General features: G+C 42.2%; 19 protein-coding genes. 7 read left to right on the forward strand and 12 right to left on the reverse strand.

The genetic code is table 11. The annotated features are described in order from the left end of the window. Nucleotides 1-167 precede the first annotated feature (167 nt). The 6 genes from ACT3TU_RS09920 to ACT3TU_RS09945 all read right to left on the reverse strand — a co-directional run bounded on the left by ACT3TU_RS09920 (nucleotide 168) and on the right by ACT3TU_RS09945 (nucleotide 5,093). The gene (locus tag ACT3TU_RS09920; RefSeq protein ID WP_444784322.1) at nucleotides 168-1,259 is read right to left on the reverse strand and encodes an FAD:protein FMN transferase; all 1,092 of its coding nucleotides are present in this window, start codon (nucleotides 1,257-1,259) and stop codon (nucleotides 168-170) included. A 53-nt stretch (nucleotides 1,260-1,312) separates the two neighbouring features. After that, nucleotides 1,313-1,639, reverse strand: coding sequence for a hypothetical protein (locus ACT3TU_RS09925; protein WP_444784323.1), 327 nt, complete (start codon nucleotides 1,637-1,639; stop codon nucleotides 1,313-1,315). Beyond that, nucleotides 1,629-2,183 (reverse strand): PepSY domain-containing protein, encoded by a 555-nt coding sequence (locus tag ACT3TU_RS09930; RefSeq protein ID WP_444784324.1) that lies wholly within the window; start codon nucleotides 2,181-2,183, stop codon nucleotides 1,629-1,631. Before ACT3TU_RS09930 ends, ACT3TU_RS09925 begins: the two co-directional genes overlap by 11 nt. An 82-nt stretch (nucleotides 2,184-2,265) precedes the next feature. Further along, nucleotides 2,266-3,717 carry an ATP-binding protein gene (locus ACT3TU_RS09935; RefSeq protein WP_281491412.1) on the reverse strand — a complete coding sequence of 484 codons (1,452 nt, stop codon included), beginning with the start codon at nucleotides 3,715-3,717 and terminating at the stop codon, nucleotides 2,266-2,268. A 67-nt stretch (nucleotides 3,718-3,784) separates the two neighbouring features. Further along, nucleotides 3,785-4,459 carry a response regulator gene (locus ACT3TU_RS09940; protein ID WP_201565587.1) on the reverse strand — a complete coding sequence of 225 codons (675 nt, stop codon included), beginning with the start codon at nucleotides 4,457-4,459 and terminating at the stop codon, nucleotides 3,785-3,787. A gap of 22 nt (nucleotides 4,460-4,481) precedes the next feature. Beyond that, the gene (locus ACT3TU_RS09945) at nucleotides 4,482-5,093 is read right to left on the reverse strand and encodes a cytochrome b/b6 domain-containing protein (protein ID WP_444784325.1); all 612 of its coding nucleotides are present in this window, start codon (nucleotides 5,091-5,093) and stop codon (nucleotides 4,482-4,484) included. A gap of 351 nt (nucleotides 5,094-5,444) precedes the next feature. Here ACT3TU_RS09945 and tnpB point away from each other — a divergent pair, with 351 nt between their 5' ends. After that, nucleotides 5,445-6,599: an IS200/IS605 family element RNA-guided endonuclease TnpB gene (tnpB, locus tag ACT3TU_RS09950; RefSeq protein ID WP_444784326.1), complete on the forward strand. Its 1,155-nt coding sequence runs from the start codon at nucleotides 5,445-5,447 to the stop codon at nucleotides 6,597-6,599. Between the two features lie 125 nt (nucleotides 6,600-6,724). Here tnpB and ACT3TU_RS09955 read toward each other — a convergent pair whose 3' ends face one another. The 5 genes from ACT3TU_RS09955 to ACT3TU_RS09975 form a co-directional block, all read right to left on the reverse strand. Next, nucleotides 6,725-7,441, reverse strand: a complete 717-nt coding sequence (locus ACT3TU_RS09955) for a PAP2 family lipid A phosphatase (RefSeq protein WP_225735420.1) — start codon at nucleotides 7,439-7,441, stop codon at nucleotides 6,725-6,727. After that, a complete protein-coding gene (locus ACT3TU_RS09960; RefSeq protein WP_372828893.1) occupies nucleotides 7,438-7,827 on the reverse strand; it encodes a diacylglycerol kinase in 390 nt (129 codons plus the stop codon). The genes ACT3TU_RS09955 and ACT3TU_RS09960 overlap by 4 nt, the downstream gene beginning before the upstream one ends. A gap of 216 nt (nucleotides 7,828-8,043) precedes the next feature. After that, nucleotides 8,044-9,357, reverse strand: coding sequence for a sensor histidine kinase (locus ACT3TU_RS09965; RefSeq protein ID WP_192529288.1), 1,314 nt, complete (start codon nucleotides 9,355-9,357; stop codon nucleotides 8,044-8,046). A 123-nt stretch (nucleotides 9,358-9,480) separates the two neighbouring features. Beyond that, nucleotides 9,481-10,167: a response regulator transcription factor gene (locus ACT3TU_RS09970; RefSeq protein WP_192529286.1), complete on the reverse strand. Its 687-nt coding sequence runs from the start codon at nucleotides 10,165-10,167 to the stop codon at nucleotides 9,481-9,483. A gap of 74 nt (nucleotides 10,168-10,241) precedes the next feature. Further along, entirely contained in the window at nucleotides 10,242-11,981 is a 1,740-nt protein-coding gene (locus tag ACT3TU_RS09975; protein WP_192529285.1) for a phosphoethanolamine transferase, read from the reverse strand. A gap of 247 nt (nucleotides 11,982-12,228) precedes the next feature. Between ACT3TU_RS09975 and ACT3TU_RS09980 the strand changes: the two genes are divergently transcribed. The 5 genes from ACT3TU_RS09980 (at nucleotide 12,229) to ACT3TU_RS10000 (ending at nucleotide 17,905) form a co-directional block, all read left to right on the forward strand. After that, on the forward strand, nucleotides 12,229-13,116 hold the full coding sequence (locus tag ACT3TU_RS09980) for an ABC transporter ATP-binding protein (protein WP_192529284.1): 888 nt from the start codon (nucleotides 12,229-12,231) through the stop codon (nucleotides 13,114-13,116). Between the two features lie 96 nt (nucleotides 13,117-13,212). Then, complete coding sequence (locus ACT3TU_RS09985; protein WP_192529283.1) at nucleotides 13,213-14,895, forward strand: ABC transporter permease subunit; 1,683 nt, start codon at nucleotides 13,213-13,215, stop codon at nucleotides 14,893-14,895. Nucleotides 14,896-14,962: 67 nt separating this feature from the next. Then, entirely contained in the window at nucleotides 14,963-15,955 is a 993-nt protein-coding gene (locus tag ACT3TU_RS09990; RefSeq protein WP_192529282.1) for an ABC transporter substrate-binding protein, read from the forward strand. Nucleotides 15,956-16,028: 73 nt separating this feature from the next. Further along, complete coding sequence (locus ACT3TU_RS09995) at nucleotides 16,029-17,171, forward strand: TIGR03364 family FAD-dependent oxidoreductase (protein WP_192529281.1); 1,143 nt, start codon at nucleotides 16,029-16,031, stop codon at nucleotides 17,169-17,171. Next, entirely contained in the window at nucleotides 17,171-17,905 is a 735-nt protein-coding gene (locus ACT3TU_RS10000; protein WP_192529280.1) for an HAD family hydrolase, read from the forward strand. The genes ACT3TU_RS09995 and ACT3TU_RS10000 overlap by 1 nt, the downstream gene beginning before the upstream one ends. 174 nt (nucleotides 17,906-18,079) lie before the next feature. Here ACT3TU_RS10000 and ACT3TU_RS10005 read toward each other — a convergent pair whose 3' ends face one another. Further along, nucleotides 18,080-18,964 carry a LysR family transcriptional regulator gene (locus ACT3TU_RS10005; protein ID WP_068035765.1) on the reverse strand — a complete coding sequence of 295 codons (885 nt, stop codon included), beginning with the start codon at nucleotides 18,962-18,964 and terminating at the stop codon, nucleotides 18,080-18,082. 100 nt (nucleotides 18,965-19,064) lie between these two features. Between ACT3TU_RS10005 and ACT3TU_RS10010 the strand changes: the two genes are divergently transcribed. Beyond that, nucleotides 19,065-19,511 (forward strand): PACE efflux transporter, encoded by a 447-nt coding sequence (locus ACT3TU_RS10010; RefSeq protein WP_192529279.1) that lies wholly within the window; start codon nucleotides 19,065-19,067, stop codon nucleotides 19,509-19,511. Nucleotides 19,512-19,588: the final 77 nt, after the last annotated feature.

The raw sequence follows: 19,588 nt of genomic DNA on the forward strand, positions 1-19,588 counted from the left end.
AAAATAAATACTGTCCATAGCGCCTGAAAGACTTTCTTAGTTAGTTTAACTATCAAGTGATTGCTAGAATCAGGGTGAGAGTCAGTATGCATGGCTATTCTCCAATCAAGGTAACAACTTAAGATAGTAAAACCTTAAATAATAACGACTTAAATATGTTTTATGGATTAAATGGCAATTAAGTTTGGATGAATGGCGGGTGAAGCCGTGACCTTGTGATTAGTATCGACTAATACGGCGGCAATATGCTGTTCGGACAGCCATTGCAGCGCTTTTTTCGCGCCTAGGATGACACAGTATTTGGCATATACCTCTGCGGTCAGCGTATCATCAGCAAGTATGGTGGCACTTAAAACGTCACTTTTTGCAGGACAAGCATAATAAGGGTGTATCAAGTGATGTTGCCAATGGCCTTTATGCCACCAACGGCGATAGTCTTGACCTGAGGTTGCAACAGCGCCCGCACTGATATGAATAATGGCGATATCTTCTTCATCTGGAAGCTGCTGGCTATCAGCAATATAGGGTTTGGCGATAGCAATGGCCCATGTAATAGGTTTGGCAAATTTTTGCTCATTTGGCACACCAATCGCTATGTCGCCTCCCATATCAATTAAACAAGGCAATTGCCAGTCAGAGCGTTGACTGATGTATTCGGCCAATTGCATCGCGCACCATCCTTTGACATAACCATTTAAATCGAGAGCTGTGCCAGTCGGGAGAAATATTTTGTGTTGTCCATGAGCTGACGTGCGAAGCTTGATATTTTTTATGGATTGATTGGCAGCGTCGTTTTTAGAAGCATCAGAAGTATCTTGCAAAGTCGGCTGAGCAGTTTGCACAGACGGCGTCGGTTGTTTTGCTAAGGTCTCAAATGAGTGTTTATAGCCAATATCCCACAGGGTGTTTAGTAATGTTGGGGTGACTAAGCCTTGGGTTTTTGGCACAAAAGCAATGGCGCTTTCTAAAACAGCAAACAATTCTGGGCTGATATCTGTCCATTGATTGGTATGACTATTGAGTCTCATCAGCTCGCTGGTGTTATCAAAACGACTGAATATATGCTCCCACTGCAGCAGTTTTTCTTCTACATAGACTTTAACCAAAGCGATTTTTTGGTCAATTTTTTGGTCTGTGTTGCCTTGCGTTTGCTGCAAGCTTAATTGCGTAATATTTAGACTGATTTGGACGTGACAACCCATCGCCGGCAATATAAAGGTCGCTAGTTGTGGCGTGCTGCTGTTGGTGTTTGCTTGCATAAGAAGTCCTTAGTTGCACGATTGGTCATCATCTTAAGCCCATCATTTTTTATTTATCGAGAAGAGCGGGTACGAGCGACAACCGCTATCGCTTCAACCGCTGGGCTTTCTACTTCATTCACTTGTCTTAATTGCGTGATATCAACGCCACTTGGGGTTTGAGCCACTATGACGTTAGGGTTTGAGATGCTAGTGCTGACAGGAATAGCGGTGCTGGCAGGTAAACTATCGGCTTCTTGATCAAGTAATATGAGCCAACCTGCCATGGTGCCAACGACCGAGACGATGAGAATGCTATTTTTAAACGTCGCAATAGGATCGGCTTTTTTTAGGTTTTTATGAAGGGCTTTAGTAGCAGGTACTTTAGAATTAATCATCATAGTCATCCTCATCGTTATCATGCTTATAGCTCGTAGCAATCAGACGCTCGCTTTCTTTATCGTATTTATCCTTATGCTTTTTCTTATGGTGTTTCGCCTGATCATTGTCGTGGTCTTCGTATTTATCTTTATCGTCATCGTCATAATCAGAATAGTCGTCATTAACAAAGGCAGCACTGGTGTTAACAGGGTTCAAGATAGAGCCGAGATTGGCATCAATATAAGTGGTGTTGGTATCTAAGCGCACCTCATAGGCGACGGCACCGTTGTAGTTAACCAGCTCTGGAGTCGCTTGTAGGGTTGAATTAGGAAGGTTTTGTTTGGCTAAGGCGATTGCTTGGTCGCTTGTAAGCATCGCAGCTGATAGCGGCTCAATAGCAGTGTTCTGTTTAACAGCAGCAGTCAGCTGATTGGTGATATTTGCCGCTGATAAGACATCAGTAGAATCTGATGACGCTGTCGTTAATGCGATGACACCGCCAAAGAAGACCAGTGAAGAGGCACCGATAGTCAATAACAAGGGTTTTAATAGTGGCAGGCTCATAAGTTGTACTCCGTATGAAATCATGAGGGAATACAAGTAGCATACGCGGTGAAGATTAACTCAAACTTAAGACAAGGCGGCTTTATTTACTGATAGTGACCATAAAGCCGGTTTCTGGAGAAGGACGGTTGGCAAATGCTAAGTTCAGGTTATGTAGCTCGACAATCCGATTGGCAATAGATAGACCTAAGCCGCTGCCCATTTGGCTTTGACCAGCTGGTCGATAAAAGCGTTCGCTGAGCCGTGCTAACTGCTCAGGCGCGACGCCATTGCCATTATCGAGCACTCGGATAGCATTTATATCTAGCTGTAATTCCACCAAAGCGCCTTCTGGGCAATAATGAATGGCATTCTCTAAGAGGTTGCGAATTAATAATTTGAATAAGGTGGGGTTTACCAGAATAGGTAAAATATCGGCAGGATGGTCACACAGCACTGTGCGCTTGAGTTGGATATGCTTTTCCCGTGCCAGCCGATTGACCTCGCTAAGTACTTCGTCGGTTAAAGCCAGCCAATCAGGTTTTTCTAATTGTTCAGCAGGCAGGTGCTGCTGTGGCTCTATTTTTGCTAACGTCAAAAGTTGCTCAACCAAGTGATTGGCGCGCTCAATACCCTCACTGATTTTTTGAGTGTGATAGAACAGTTGGCTATCGTCCTCTATCTCTGACAGTTGCAGTAATTGCTGTTGTAATAAATCCGCTTGTAACTTTAAGGCGGCAAGCGGACTTCGTAGCTCATGTGACGCATCAGCCGTAAAGCGTTGCTCACGCGCTAAAGTGTCAGCTACTTTTACAAATAACACGTTTAAGGCGCTGACTAAAGGCTGAATCTCTTTAGGGACATGTGCTGTGATGGGGCTGTCATCTTGTGGCTGACGTTGTTCAAGCTCGGCGCTGACCTCTGTTAAAGGTTTAAAGCCACGGCGAATGAGTAGAACGACGAGACCCATGAACGCCAGCAACCCAATCAGCATAGGCAGTAGCTGCACCGACATAGTCTCGACAATCATTTTTTGGCGAGAATCAAGGTTTTGACCAACCGCAATCATACGGCTTTCGTGCTTATCAGAATGTTCATCGTGAATATAAAACAAGCGCCATTGATGGTTAAAAGGGTTCAAGCGCTGATAGGCATGATGATGGTCTTCTAAAAAGCCATGTTGATCGGGGAGAAATTTAAATGACTGCCCATTTTCGTCCGCCATGAGCAGCCGACCGTCTTTATTCCAGATGGCGAACCCCATGTAATCATCTTCAGCCTCGCCAAGATCACCGGATAGCTGCTTACTTTTTAAGTGATATATTTTGGCAGCGCGTGACTGTTTCTTATGGTCATCGTTACCATTGTCATCGTCGTCATGTTCCTCGTCAGCAGATACCCCGATTAAGTAACGGGCGACTTGCGTGATTTGGGTATCATTCATCTCATTGATTTCATGCCACAGTCGCCAAGCGATAAAGCTGGAGGTGAGTAACCAAAGCAAAGGCAGTCCAATCAATAAGGACGTCAGTAGTCGTTGTTGGATACTTTTCATAGGCTCACAGGGCAAAAGGTGATGAAGGATTTTATGATTTTAAGTTTAAGTTTAAGCTTTTAAATCACTATAGATGATTGTAAGTGGGATTTAAATAATAACCCACCCCACGTTTGGTTAAAATAAAATCATTGCCAAGCTTTTTGCGTAAATGATGAATATGTACTTCAATGGCATTACTTTCGATATCTTGTTGCCATCCATAGAGCTTGTCCTCTAAGCTTGCCCGACTGTGAATCTGCTTAGGATGCGTCAGCATTTGCTCTAGTATTGCCACCTCTTTAATCGTAAGCTCAATAAGATTGCCTTGATGGTAGAGTTGTTGGCTATGCGGCTGATAAGTCACGTTACCGTAGCGAATTTCAGGTTGGCTACGTCCTTGGCTGCGCCGCATCAGTGCTTGCAGACGAGCGATAACTTCATCCAAGGCAAAGGGTTTAATCAAATAGTCATCAGCCCCTGCATTGAGTCCGGCCACGCGATTGGCGATGGCATCGCGAGCAGTGATGATTAATACAGGGGTGTCTATCTGTTTGCCGCGCCAGTTTTTTAATACCGTCATACCGTCGCCTTGCGGCAAGCTTAAATCTAACAAAACCGCATCAAACATATTATCTTGTAATGCCAGCTCACCTTGCTTTGCATTATCGAACCAATCGACCATCATGCCATGACTTTTTAAACCCAGAATAATACCGTCGGCGATAGTGCTATCGTCTTCTATGAGTAATATACGTGCCATATGCCATGCTCCATCATTTTTCTTATTCTGATTTAGAGGGTTCATCTACTATGGTTTTATTACCAGTAATCATGGCTTTAATCAGATTCTGTCGTTGCCAGTAACTCATGACAAGCGCCGCGATAACGTGTAGAGGAACCAATAGATACAAGCTATTTGCTAATAATTCATGCACCTCTTCAAGAAAATCTTCGTTACCCATCATTCCTGATTCCATCAGATAGCCTGTAATTCCAAGCCCTATAATCGCCGCCCATAATGATAGCATCATAATAGCGGCTAATGGATTATGACCAAGATGCTGTTTATCGGTACGACGGACGCTGAGTGCTGATAAATGGCGCTTGATACGTAAAGGAGTAGGAAAGAAACTGCTAAATCGAGCGTAGCGTGTCCCTACAAAGCCCCATAATAAACGTATGACAACTAACCCCACGACAGTATAGCCAACGTATGCGTGCAGATCGCTACCGTCCTCTGTAAACAATAGGTTTGCAATAACACCAATAGCGACTGCCCAATGGGTGATTCTAACAAGGATATCCCAAACTCTTACTTGCTTCGTTTTAGACGGTTGTGAAAAGGGTTTACTTGCGTCGTTGGTTATACCGCTATGATTGTTCTGGCCCATCATTATACCCCGCTTAGTAGTCAGTTTATTTACTGGCGATAACACGCTATTAAAATAAACGTGTCTATCACGATGAGGCTAGATTTATTGCAAATAGCCTGTGTTAGCACTATTAAAACAAACCAACCTTAAGCTGAGCTTAGAGGGCAATAAAAGTTTGAGTAATAAAAGGGAGTATTTGATGGAGGGTATAAAGAGTAAGGGTTTGCGTTGCCAGAATTTATTGATTTTAACATCTTAGCGCAGAATTCTCCCACCTCTAAGGTGTTGAGATGAATGCGTTGTTGGTGATAATAACCTCTACCTGTAGTATAATTAATAATAAATATAACACCAACTAACAATAAGTATTTCATGCCAAAGCAAATCCTAAAAGCCCATAAAATCAGGCTATATCCGACTGATGAACAGCAAGTATTCTTTGCCAAATCATTCGGCTGCACACGCTTTATTTGGAATAGGATGCTTAGTGACAAGATTGATCATTACAACGAACATAAGACCGAGCTTAAAAACACTCCTGCTCAGTATAAGAAAGAATTTGAATGGCTCAAAGAAGTCGATAGCTTGGCATTGGCTAATGTGCAGCAAAACCTAAGAGCTGCTTATAATAAGTTTTTCAAGCAAGGTGCCCGATTCCCTACGTTCAAGAAAAAGGGTATTAAAGACAGTTACACCACCAACAACCAAAAGGGTACAGTGACGATCACAGATAGCACCGTTAAACTGCCAAAAATAGGCCATATCAACGCCAAGTTCCCAAGTGAAATAAACGGCTTAATTAAGAGCGCCACCATCAGCCATACCCCATCAGGTAAATATTTTGTCAGCCTGTTGGTTGAAACCATCGTTAATGAATTACCAAAAACCCACTCTAACATCGGCATTGACTTAGGATTGACAGACTTTATCGTCTTATCGGACGGCAGCAAAGTTGCCAATCCTAAGTTTCTATCGAAGCTGCAAGACAAGCTTGCGCGTGAACAGAACATACTAGCCAAACGCAGAGCCGTTGCCAAAGCGGATCAACGCAAGTTGTCAGAGAGCCGCAACTATCAAAAGCAAAAAACAAAAGTCGCCAAGGTCTATGAGAAAATAACCAATACTCGCAAAGACTTTCTACATAAACTCTCATTCAATCTCATCAAAAACCACGATGTTATTGCTATTGAGGACTTGAACGTCAAGGGTATGGTTAAGAATAGAAAATTAGCTAAAGCCATATCGGACAGCTCATGGTCGTCATTTACCACCATGCTTGCCTATAAAGCAGACTGGTACGGCAAAACGCTTGTCAAAATAGACCGATGGTTTCCATCGTCTAAGACTTGCTCAAACTGCAACCATCTACTGACTAAAGCTGAATTACCGCTGTCGGTTAGAATGTGGAATTGTCCAAGTTGCTTGCAGCAAAATGATCGCGATATCAATGCCAGTATCAATATCTTACATCAAGGATTGATACTGGCTAAACAATCAAAAACTGTCGGTGCGACAGGGTTAGCTTAGTTGATTCGCTTAACCGCTGATACAGAATATCGTGTCAAGTAAGAGCGTTACCTAAGAAACCCCTACCTCTAAGGTAGTGGGTAGTTCATTTGAATGCGTTTTAAGAAACTATCTTAGTCTGGGAATTAATGCATAGTAGACCTTTTAAAAAATACACTTGCAAGCGCGCAGACTATCGTCAATGACAATAGCATCGACACTAAGGTATGACTGAAAAAATGGTCGCCAAAGAGCATTTTGTAAAGTCCCATTGTCCAGCCTAAAACTGTGACCGCTGCACATATTCTATAGCGATACTTATGCAGAGTAGGTAAAAATGCTAATCCATATAAAGAAAACCCTGCACTTGCATGCGCGGCTGGGAAGCACTTGGCTGGCGTATTCGCAACCATATTTTGCCAAAGGTTAAGATAGGGCAGCTCACCACCAAACAGCGTCAAATGATTGGGGCAGCTAACATGGGTGACACCTTTTAATAAGGCAATGCTAGTAGGTACTAAGATAATAATAGTTAGTAGATAACAGATTTCCCGAGCTGATAGAGGAGTCATCAATCTATGAGGTTTTACGGTATTTAGTGACAGGTTTGCATCGACAGGTTGTTTATATCTAATGATTAACACAATCAGCAAATAAATCGCCAATACAATCAACAAAGCTTTGGGTCCATCATAAAAAATAAAGGCATAAGGCTGAGCGCCTTTTTCTAAAAGCCAATGCCCATTTACATAGAAGAGCTCATTAATACGCACATCTAACGCACTATGCTCAAATGTTAGCGCTGCAATAATGGTTAAACACAGTAGCTTTAACCAGACCCAATTAGCTGAATAGGCTTTCAAAGCACCACACTCATTAATGCCATTGACCATAAGACAAATAACAGCAGTAACGCCAAAAATTGCGCCGCCGAACCGACATCTTTGGCTATTTTAGCTAAGGGATGCTTTGCCGTTGACGTATGGTCGACACTGGCTTCAATACCGGTATTAATAAGCTCGACAATCAAAGATAAAAACGAGGCGATGACTAGCATCATTTTGATACTGGTGCCAAAAGGCATAAATATAATGACAGTGAATAAGATTAGATTGAGCCATAGCACTTGTCTAAACGCTGCTTCAAATTTATAAGCCGCTTTAAATCCATCTAAGGAATACCCTGCGGCGTTAACGATACGAGAAAGCCCCTTTTTACCTTTTGCATGACTGGCAAAGTTATCAGCCATAATGAATGTATCAGGCATTTCTGAGTTGTTAGAATGGGAGTTTGTTTGATTGTTATTGATATGAATGGGAGTGACTTGGTTCATATTGGATTCTTAATAGTCTATTAAAATCAGTGCATACGGTAGATTTCGAACCATTTAAAAAGAGTAAATGGAACCAGTGAGCACTGAGTATAAAATAGGGCGTATTAAGAAAGCGTTAAGCTTCTCCTAAAACTATTGATAATAAATACTAAAGGTACTGCCGCCTGTAGTATTGGCTTGGTGGGTTAGCTTCCAGCCCATATGCGTCATAATGCGTTGCACGATGCTAAGACCTAAACCTGTACCTTCAATCTTATCCGACTGCTTATCATTATGTGGTAACTCTAAACGCTCAAATCTCTCATATAGCAATGGCATCATGGCTTCAGGAATGCCAAGACCTGTATCGGTGACGGTGATTTTCTCAGCGTCAATACTGATAATAACTTCACCATCATCAGTGTATTGAAAGGCATTTTTTATTAGATTCCCTAATGCCATTTTTAGCAGTTCAGGTCGTACATAGGCGAAATATTCTTGTTCAGCGACGACGGTGCACGTGACTGACTTGTAGCGTAATAAATACTTTAAACGCTCAGCTTCATTAACCGCAATGTTATTGATAGATGTGTGCGGCGTGTCCAGTTTTTCAGGTGCACGAGAGAGTAAGAGTAAAGCGGTGATAATCTCAGAGGTCTCTTTGGCGGTATTGCTAATGCGATTGGTAAATTCGCTCAAGTGACTGTCGTCGGCCAATTGTGATGCCAGTACTTCTGATGCGCCCATAATAATGGTCAAGGGCGTGCGCAATTCGTGGCTGACATCACCGGTAAATAATTGCTCACGCTTTAAGTACTGCTCAAGCTTTTGGTTTTTCTCATCAATGGCGCGAGCCAAAACGCCAACCTCGGATGGCAAATGAGTCAATTCGGTTAAATTTTGATGGTCAGTCTCTACGGCTTTTTTTAAGTCTAATAAAGGCTTGGTGATTTGCCTTGAGGACAGCTGAGAGAATATCGCAGCAATGAGCAGGCTTAAAATAACAGCAACTTTTAAGGCGTTGGCAAATATGTCTTCTAATTGCTCAAATATGGCCAAAACGGGATAGCTTTCCATCACCAACTCACTGTCTTCTAAATAGGTTAAAAGATAGCTGTGATTGTTTTGTTGATAGAGAAAAAAATGCAAGTTAGTGTTGATACTGCCTGATTCGGTATCTACAGTGACCGGCGTTTCTTGCACCGTATCGGTTGCCATGGCTTTTAGATTAGCAGGTGCATTATCATAGTCATAGATTTTGATACCGGGATTGGCAATATAAACCGGCTGCTCACCTTCTTTTTCTTGACTGAGTGCCAATTGTTGAATCAAGCGTGCTTTGACCAACTCTTGTTCAAGCTTCATTTCAGCATACATAAAAATACTGACGAAAGTGGCGCAAAGCAATAGGGCAAACAGAAAGTAGGAGATGCGAAATTTATTGGCGATGGAGTCGACGCTAAACATTGTCTTTACTAACATGGTATTTACTTCTTAATGACAAGCAGTAGGTAGAACGAGATGAAAGAGTAGCAAGAGCATTCATAATAGCGTTGAGTCGCTTAATATTATCAATCTTACGATCGTCTTTTATTCTTTGTCCGGATCAATAATCTGATAACCAATCCCAGGCACAGTCACTATCATCGTTTTATCAAACGGTTTATCGACTTGTGCGCGTACGCTATGCACATGGGTTCGCAGCGCATCGCTACTTGGAATATCCTCACCCCATACTTTTTCTTCTAACTCGTTTTTGCTGACCACTCGCGGCGCAGCGCTCATCAGTATTTGTAATATCTTAAACCCAGTTGGCGTCAGTTTTATAGGTTTGCCCTCACGAACAATCGTGTGTACTTCCGTATTTAAAGACAGTTTGCCGACTGTGATACTGTGCTCAAAATGCCTATCTTGATGGCGGCGTATCAGGGCTTTTATGCGTGATTCCAATTCAACCAATGAGAAAGGTTTGACCAAATAATCATCCGCGCCACTATCGAAGCCTGCTACTTTGTCCGAAATAGTATCGCGAGCAGTCAGCATCAATACGGGGGTTTTATCATGCAGCTCCTCTCTGAGCTTTTTACACAGTTTGGTGCCATCCATACCCGGTAGCATGACGTCCAATAATATAACGTCATAACGGTTATTCGAGGCGAGCGTCAAACCACTAATCCCGTTATGAGCATTGTCCAGCTCAAAGCCCTTGGGCTCAAAAAAAGCGTAAATATTGGCGACAATATCAGGATTGTCTTCAATAACGAGTATCTTGTACATACATGTCTCGTGCATAAATGCCAACAGGGCGCTAAGAAAATAGGTTTAAAAGTCTTAAAATAGCCTACAAAACTCTAAGTGGTAGCTTTAAAGAAAGTCGGTGCGGCAGCTACCTCATCGGTCGTGATACCAAAAAAGCCAAGTAAGGTTGGGGTAATAAAATCATGGGATACGGGCTGCTTAATCATGTTAGCAAGGCTACTTTTATTGCTGCTAGTGCTATCGATGCCATTACTCGCAGGTGACCAGACAATCACAGGCACTTGCTTTTGAGCATCTGGCGCCATACTGTACGGCAAGCCATGCAAGTAGATATTGTTTTCACCCAAACTTTCTCCATGATCGCTGATGTATACCATCACCACATCATAATCCTGCTCATAAGCTTTTAGCGTATTGATAACGTTATTCAAAAAATAATCAGTATAACGAATCGCATTATCATAGCCATTGATAATCGACTGACCATCACATTTAGACAGCTCATTGGTCATACAAACGGGTTTAAAAACTTCAAAGATTTTAGGATAGCGTTTGTAATACTCAGGACCGTGATTACCCATTTGATGCAATACAACAAGCGTGTCTTTTGGCACTGTATTCGAATTTACTGTATCGGGTTTTACTGGTGATGCCTCTGATTTTACCAGTTTATCAAAGCCATTGAGCATACCAATATCACGGCATTCGCCATCGCAATCAGGGTTAAGTTGAGGCGTTTTATAATCCTCAAAAGTCACCCTATCGGCGACGCCTTTAGAGCTAGAATTATTATCGCGCCAAATAACGTTGACGCCTTGTTTATGCAAGGTATCAAGCACGTTTTCATTATAGTCCGCACTACTGGCATCGTAATCCTTTCTATCAGCATAGCTGAACATGCAAGGAACCGAATAGGCGGTAGAGGTCCCACAAGAGGTCGCATTTCTAAAGCTATAAATATCTGGCTGGCTAGCCAGTAGCGGCATAGTCTCGCGCTGATACCCGTTTAAGCCAATATGGTCAGCGCGAACCGTTTCACCGACGACAAAGACCATTAATTTAGGTTTTGCCGTAGCTGTGCTATTGCTAGCGACGGGTATGGTGCGTTTGGCATCTGTTGCATGCAGTATTAAGGTGTCAGGACGACGCAATTCATCGACGTAATCAGTGCCAAGTTTGATGACAGAATAAATAGGAGTAATAGGATTGGTATAACTACGCACCACTTTATGCTGGCGAAAAAAGGTGGCGTATTGGTCGCCAAAGGGTAGTAGGCAGATGGCTATTAATACGATAGAGAGTATCAAAGTAAGCGCTCGTTGCCATAATGCGCGGCGTAAAGGCGTACGCTTGATACGAATGTTAGCAATGATAATAGCTGGCAATACTCCTAATAAAAGAACGCGAACAAAAAAACTCGGTGCCATCAAGCCCATCGCTTCTGCTTGGTCGGTCTGCATGCTATTGACCAGCATATTATGATCAAATATCGTTCCATAGCCATCGGTAAAATAACCACATACCGCAGCTATTAATACCATCGCAATCAGCACTAACTTTGCGATTGGCCGATAACACAATAGTTGCAGCACTAGCCATATCAATCCAAACAGTAAGCCTGTGATAGAAATCATAAAGCCAATATTGCTGCTAAAAGGATAAATATTTAACACTTGCTCAAAAAAGCTCATATTGGCAGTAGCCACCAAATATAGCGCAATGATAATAATTAGATAATTAAGATGAATTTCACGATTAAAGTATCTGCTTATGATGCTTTTTTTGGCATCAGCTTTAGTGGCATTGGTACTAAGTGCTTGAAGTGTCAACATACACAGACTTCTCAACAGGGTTATAGGGAATATATATTCCTTACATTAACAACTAGCTTGTTAAGAAGACGTTAAGGTGACGGGGTCAAATAATGGGTTGTTGATATTAAGAAAACAAAAAATGCCAAAACCTTTTACGCGATTTTTTATCATTTTTTTCATCGAAGTGTCATATCTGCTAGATACACTGCTGACCTATCCAAGATAAATAATTAAATTTTAATCATAAGCGATTAGGTGAGTGGATATGTTAGAGCTAAGACACGTTACAAAGAGATATGATGATAAGGTGATATTCGAGGATCTTTCACTCAAAATTAACACGGGTGAGATAGTTTCAATCTTAGGGCCATCCGGCTGCGGCAAGACCACTTTACTGCATATGATTTTGGGTCTAACCGACATTAGCGGCGGCCGTATTGCCTATAACGGCGAAGATATTACCCGCGTCTCTATGAGACAAAGAGGCTTTAATATCGTCTTTCAAGATTATGCGTTATTCCCCAATCTTAATGTCAAACAAAATATCGAATACGGTCTGCGTAACAATCCTAGTGTCAGTACACAACAAGAAGTCGATGAACTGATCGATTTACTCGATATTAAGGCGCACCTAAGTAAGCGCATTCATCAGCTATCAGGTGGTCAAAAACAACGTGTCGCGCTGGCGCGTACGCTGGTCATGAAACCCAAAATACTACTGTTGGATGAGCCTTTGTCGGCATTAGATGGGGTGATTAAGGAAACCGTCAAAGAGCGCATTCGTGAGATTGCCGTACGCTATCAGCTGACTACCTTGATTGTCACCCATGACCCAGAAGAGGCGATGACGTTATCTGATCGCATCCTACTGCTATCAGATGGCAAAGTGGCGCAATTCGCTGAACCCGCTGAAATCATACACAATCCTGCTAATGATTTTGTCACCAACTTCATTCTAAATCAGCTCAATATCAAACGTCGCAATATCTTAAGCTTATTTGCCGATGGTATATCTGAAGCTGATCCGCTAAGTAAATACACTCAAACTCAAAACTATGGACAGTATGAGGCTGATATTAGCCCTCGTCATACTGATTCTAAAGTTATCACTGTCCATGATAAGCAAAAGTCAAAAGATACGGTGAAAGGCTAATCTTGTAGAAGCTTACAGTGACTGAATCGGCAACTAAGATACTGACTATAGCTGTCGTTCAGTAAAAACCTGACCATTTGATTGTTTTGGACGTTTATGAAGCTTAGTAACCCACCCCAAGCAAAAGGCATTTGGCTATTTGTGACGATTTTATTCATCGCCTTTTTGTTTGTACCCTTAGGTAAAATGCTGGCGTTATCATTAAATGTCGGCGATGGCATTGGCTTAGATAACTATAAAAGTATCGCAAGTAGTGATAGCTTTAAACAGGTGATGTTTAATAGTTTTCTTGTGGCGACGGTAAGTGCTCTGAGTGCCACCATGCTGGCTTTCATCTTAGCTTATACCGTGCATTGGACTAATTTACCGAAGGGCTTTAAAAAGGTCATTAAAGTTGCAGCGCTATTGCCCATGTTATTGCCAACGGTGACCTATGGCTTTGCTATTATTTATACCTTTGGTAAGCAAGGGTTATTGACCCAAATACTCGGCTTTCAGCTGTTTGAAAATATATACGGCTTTCAAGGAATGTGGCTTGGCTATACCATTTACACCTTACCCATCGCCTTTTTATTACTCAATAATACCTTTCAATATTTAGATAAAAAGTTCGTGATCGTCTCGGAGTTAATGGGCGATTCGTCTCTGCGCCAGTTCGATATGACGGTTATTCGCCCGTTAATTGGTACTTTTGCGGCGGCAATGATTCAATGTTTCTTTTTAGCCTTCACAGATTTTGGTATCCCAGCGTCCATTGGTGGGCAATATAAAGTCATCGCCATTGAGCTTTATACACAAATATTAGGCGCGTCTCCTTCGTTTGAAAAAGGGGCGGTGGTCGCACTGTTTATGCTCATTCCATCGGTATTGAGTATTGCCATACTCTGGTATGTCGCGCGCTTTAATATCCGCTACGATTCGGTTGAAAATATCGATCTGCCTTCTTCGAAAATCAAAGACCGAGTATTAGCCGTATTATCGAGCGCTATCTTGTTCTGCTTACTGATGGTTTTTGCGGTGATATTTATCATTCCGTGGATAAAGACATGGCCTTATCAAATGCAATTCAGCACGGAAACCGTCAGCAAGGTTTTAGAATCTGCCAATCTAATGCGGGTCTATAAAAACTCACTCATCGTAGCGGTATTGACGGCTATCTTTGGCACCTTAATCACTTACTTTTCAGCGTTATTATGCGAGCGCTCTGGTTTATTCAAAATCGGTAAATTCAGTATCCAGAGCTCAGCATTGGTCACCAATACCGTACCAGGGATGGTCGTGGGTATTGCCTATCTTATGATGTTTTCAGGCTCAGCAATTGCCAATACTATTTTTATTATCGTGATAAGCAACATCATTCACTACTTCGCCACCCCTTATCTGATGAGTAAAAACGCACTGGCTAAAATGAACTTAGGCTGGGAGACGACGGCTAGCTTATTAGGTGATTCATGGTTTACGACACTGCGGCGCATTGTGATTCCCAATTCATTTTTTACCTTAATTGAAGTCGCTTCGTTCTACTTTATCAGTGCCATGGTAACGATTAGCGCAGTTATCTTTATCTCTGGTGCCAAAACCATGGTGCTCACCACCAAAATCGTAGAGTTACAGCACTTTGCGCGCTTTGATGAGATTTTTATCTTATCGCTGATGATATTGCTGACCAATATCTGCGCCTTGATACTGTTTGCCATCATTCGTCATATACATAGCCGACGACTCTACGGGACAACGAAAGCTAAAGATGGGACGCTTGTTGCGTCAACGACGGCTTAAACATAGTTATCGACCATACAAATCAAACTTTAATTATTAAAACTCAATAAAATCTATAGGATAAAAAATGTTTTCATTAAAAACGTTAATGATAGGTCTCACATGCGGCATTATTTTGACCGGTTGTAGCTCAGCTTCTTCAGAGGGAAGTAGTGCAGAAGAGGTTATCATCTATAGCAATGCCGACGAAGAAGCGGTAGAAGTCATCCAAGAAGTGCTAAACGAAGCAGGGTATGAAGGGCAATATATATTTCAGTCTTTTGGTACGGGTGAGCTTGGCGGGCGTTTATTGGCCGAAGGTAAGAATATAGAAGCAGATTTAGTCACCATGAGCTCGTTTTATTTAGAGAGCGCGCAGGCAAAACATTCGATGTTTAAGGATGTCAGCTTTGAGGTCAATCCCCAAGTAGCGGTTCCTAGTTACTATGCACCCATTCTAAGCTTTACTGGGGCGATTATTTTAAACACCAAAGAGATGGCCGCGCAAAATTTGCCTAGACCAACCAGTGCCAAAGATTTGGCAAAACCCATCTATAAAAACAAAATTGCTATGGTTGATCCCAATGGCTCCTCGACCGGTTGGTTGTTTGTGCAGAATATCACTGCTGCCTATGGCATGGATGCCGAAGGGCAAACCATCATGAATCGTATTCGCGAAAACGCCGGACCAAATCTAGAATTATCAGGTTCAGGTCCATTAAAAAAGGTCATGGCAGGTGAAGTGCCTATTGGCTTTGGCATGCGCCATCAAGCCGTCGTTAATAAAGCAGAAGGACTGCCTATTGATTACATCGATCCTAGCGAAGGCAACTATACGCTAAGTGAGTCGGTGGCTGTCATCGATAAAGGCGATAAAACCAATAAAAATGCGATGAAAATGGCCGAAATCATCGTCAAAAATGCGCGACCGCAGCTATTAGAAATATATCCAAATATCATCTATGACGGTGAAACTGTTGCATCTGAGAACCAAATCAAAAATGTAAAAACCTATGCTGAGCCACTTACCGCTGAGTTACTAGATAAGCACAGGGCATTTTTCCACGGTCAAAAGCTATAAGCGTTGCAACCAGGGCGGGCTAAATTTGAGATATAAGTTCTAATTTTACATTCTAAAAATAAGGAACATCAAAGTGCAGTTAACAAGCAAATTGTCTGAAAAAAAATATGACGTGGTGATAGTTGGTGGTGGTATTGTCGGCCTTGCCAGCGCTTATGCCGCGGTTAAAAAAGGGCTGAGTGTGGCGTTGGTAGAACGAGAGTCACAAAATAAAGATGCGTCAGTACGTAACTTTGGTTTTGTCACCGTGAGTGGGCAGCAAAGTGGCGCGCATTGGCAGCGAGCAATGCATACGCGTAATATCTGGGCAGATATAGCACCCAAAGCAGGTATCGAGGTGGAGCATAGTGGTTTGCATATGTTTATTCAGCGCCCAGAGGCAATGGACGTGGCTGAGGCGTTTTTACAAACAGAGATGGGCGCGTCTTGTCGGTTATTAACTCAAGCTGAAATAGCAGAAAACACCCCGTATTTTAAAGACAGTTTAGGTGTGTTATATAGCCCTCATGAGCTTAGAGTCGAATCAAAGACCGCCATTGGTAAATTAGCAAATTGGTTACATCAAGCGCACGGGGTAGATTTTTATAATAAAACCACTGTGCATTCCATCGAGCTACCTATGGTTCATACCAGTCGTGGTACGCTGCAAGCAGAGCATTGTGTCGTCTGTCCCGGTACAGATTTGCATAGCTTATATCCAGAGACTTTGGCGCAGGCTAAGGCCAAACTTTGCACGCTCAATATGATGCGTGTCATGCCGAAAAAAGCATTCAAGCTAAATGCTGCGGTGATGTCGGATTTAAGCTTTGCGCGATATGATGGCTTTGCCCAATTACCTGAAGCCCAAAGGTTAATCTCATTACTGGATAACATCCAGTCAGCTGAGCGCAAAGCAGGCGTTCATCTAATCGTGGTGCAATCCGCCGATGGCTCTCTCATCATTGGTGATAGCCATGATTATAGCGATAAGGAGTTGCCGTTTAGAGATGTGCGTATCGATGATTTAATCATTAACGAGTTTCATCAAGTCATGGATGTTGGCGAGATTGATATCGTGCAGCATTGGTTAGGTGTTTATCCCAGCGGTGATAACGTAGTTTTTAAAGCCTCACCAGAAAAAGGAGTGGTTGTCGGCTCTGTCACTAGCGGTACTGGCGCATCGACAGGCTTTGCATTTGGTGAAGAGTTAATTCATTTCGTATTGGAGTCAAAATAATGAGTACAGATATTAATAGTATTAAAGAGCAATTCGATCATATTCAGCTATGTATTTTCGATATGGCGGGCACGACTGTTAATGAAGACAATCTCGTCTATAAAACGGTACGTGATGCGATCAATCAAGCGCTTAACGATGACGATAAAGCGAATCATAAAGTTGGTTTAGATATCTGCTTAGAGTTTGGCGCTGGCAAGGAAAAACGTCAAGCGATCAATGACATACTGAATGAATTGGATATCGCTGAGGATGAGGTTGAACCACTTACAGATGCAGCCTTTATAATCTTTAAAACCAGTTTGGCAGAGGCTTATACAGCAGATACTTTGGCTACCTTTGATGGCATGCTGGAGCTGTTTAATAAGCTAAAAGTCAGTGGTAGAACAGTGGTGTTAAATACGGGCTATGACGCAAAGACTGCCAATAAGATATTAACTATTTTAGGGTGGTCAGTAGGTCGCGAGATTGATGCACTAATTACAGCTGATGATGTGGTGAATGGTCGCCCAGCGCCAGATATGATTACGCTTGCCATGGATAAGTTTGGTATTGAAAATGCACAGCAAGTGTTAAAAGCGGGGGATAGTGGCATCGATATTGAAGAAGGGAAAAATGCCAATTGTGGCTTATGTATAGGCGTGTTGACCGGCGCGCAAACCAAAGCACAGCTTGAAAAGTCTTCTCCAGATATAGTATTGGATAAATTAACTGATTTGGCACAGTTGATTTAAAAATCAATCTATAGAGTAATCTTATTCTTAAAGCCTAATACTGGCAGAGTCACCTAGAAAACTAAAAAAGCCTTCTACGTTATGTAAAAATAGCGAAGAGGGCTTTTTATGGTTTTGACGAATGAATAATTGATAGGGTATCAGCCCTTGATTGATAGCTATAAAGAAAGGCTATTATGCCTGTTGGTCTAAGGTAATAACCGCCTGTTTTAACCACGTGCCAGCCTTACCTAACGGTTTTTCTTTATGCCAAATCAGCTCAACCGCAACGGGCCAACTGTGCTTATCAAAATCCAGCTTTGGTGATACCAAAGAGCCATCCTTTAACGCATCAACGATAATATGCTCAGGCACCAACGCCCAACCAAGGTTACGTTGCACCAGCTCAATAATCACCCACTGACTCTCAACCCACCATACATCGGCGGCAACCCGTAGGCGTGATTTTTCTTTACTCTCGTTGCGCGTTGCAACAATGAGCTGACGGTATCTTTTTAAGTCCTCCCAGCTGACCACTCGGTTTGCTATTTCATGCTCAGGCGCACAAACCATCTTAAGCGGAATCCAGCCTAAGGTATGAAAACTAATAGCCGATGGCAAATCCTCTTGGCTCCACATAATGCCTAGATCCGCGCGCTTTTCTAAAATTAAACGACTAACATCTTCCATGATGGGCAGCAGCAATTCTAACTCCACAGTAGGAAACAAGTTATCAAACTCATCGAGCAATCGCGCCAGCCACTCTGATGGATAGAGATCATCAACTGCCAGCACCAAACGGCTTTCGACACCTTCACTTAAGCTTTTCGCCACCCCGAAGAAATGCTCGCAGCGCTCCAGTATTAAATACGCTTCAGCTAGCAGCCGTTTACCTTCCTCCGTCAATTCAGGATAGCGACTATTTCGAGTAAATAACACGTTGTCCAAGTCGATTTCTAAATTTGCCACCGCCGCACTAACCGATGATTGTGCTTTGCCAAGCCGCCGTCCTGCTGCCGAAAACGAGCCAGTCTCTACCGTTGCCACAAATGCTTGTAGTTGCTCTAAAGAAAAGTTCATGTATCGGTTTTTCCTATAGACAGTAACTTTAATCTATTAGTTTAACAGATACAATAGAGTCAACTAAGTACTATGAATGTATATTCTATAAGGATTAATCATGCGAACTCATAGAGATCGTATACGTCACGCTGTTGGATTTGAAATAATTGCATTAATACTATCCATTCCCATTATGAGCTTCTTTTTTGATTTTGACATAAAAGATATCGGTGTTATTGCCATCGTAGGCTCTATCATAGCGACTATATGGAACTACGGTTTCAATACTGTCTTTGATAAAGGCATGGTAAAGTTTAAACGCAGCACATTTAAGACCCCAGCGATTCGAGTGCTTCATGTACTGCTATTTGAGGGTGGTCTGCTGCTTCTATATCTGCCCATGGTCTCATGGTATCTCGGCATTAGTTTATGGCAAGCCTTTATTATGGATGCGTCATTGGTTGGATTTTATTTGGCTTATACCTTTTCTTATAACTGGGCTTATGACAAGATTTTCCCGATACAGTATTTTAAATATGTAAAAAATAGCGCGGTTTCTATATAAGTCGAGCTAACCATAATTTAGGTTATGTCTGATATTAATAACCTTAGATTAACACATGAAGTGCAATACCAAATGCG

The sequence above is a fragment of the Psychrobacter sp. AOP3-A1-26 genome, assembly GCF_052378235.1.
GTDB lineage: Bacteria > Pseudomonadota > Gammaproteobacteria > Pseudomonadales > Moraxellaceae > Psychrobacter.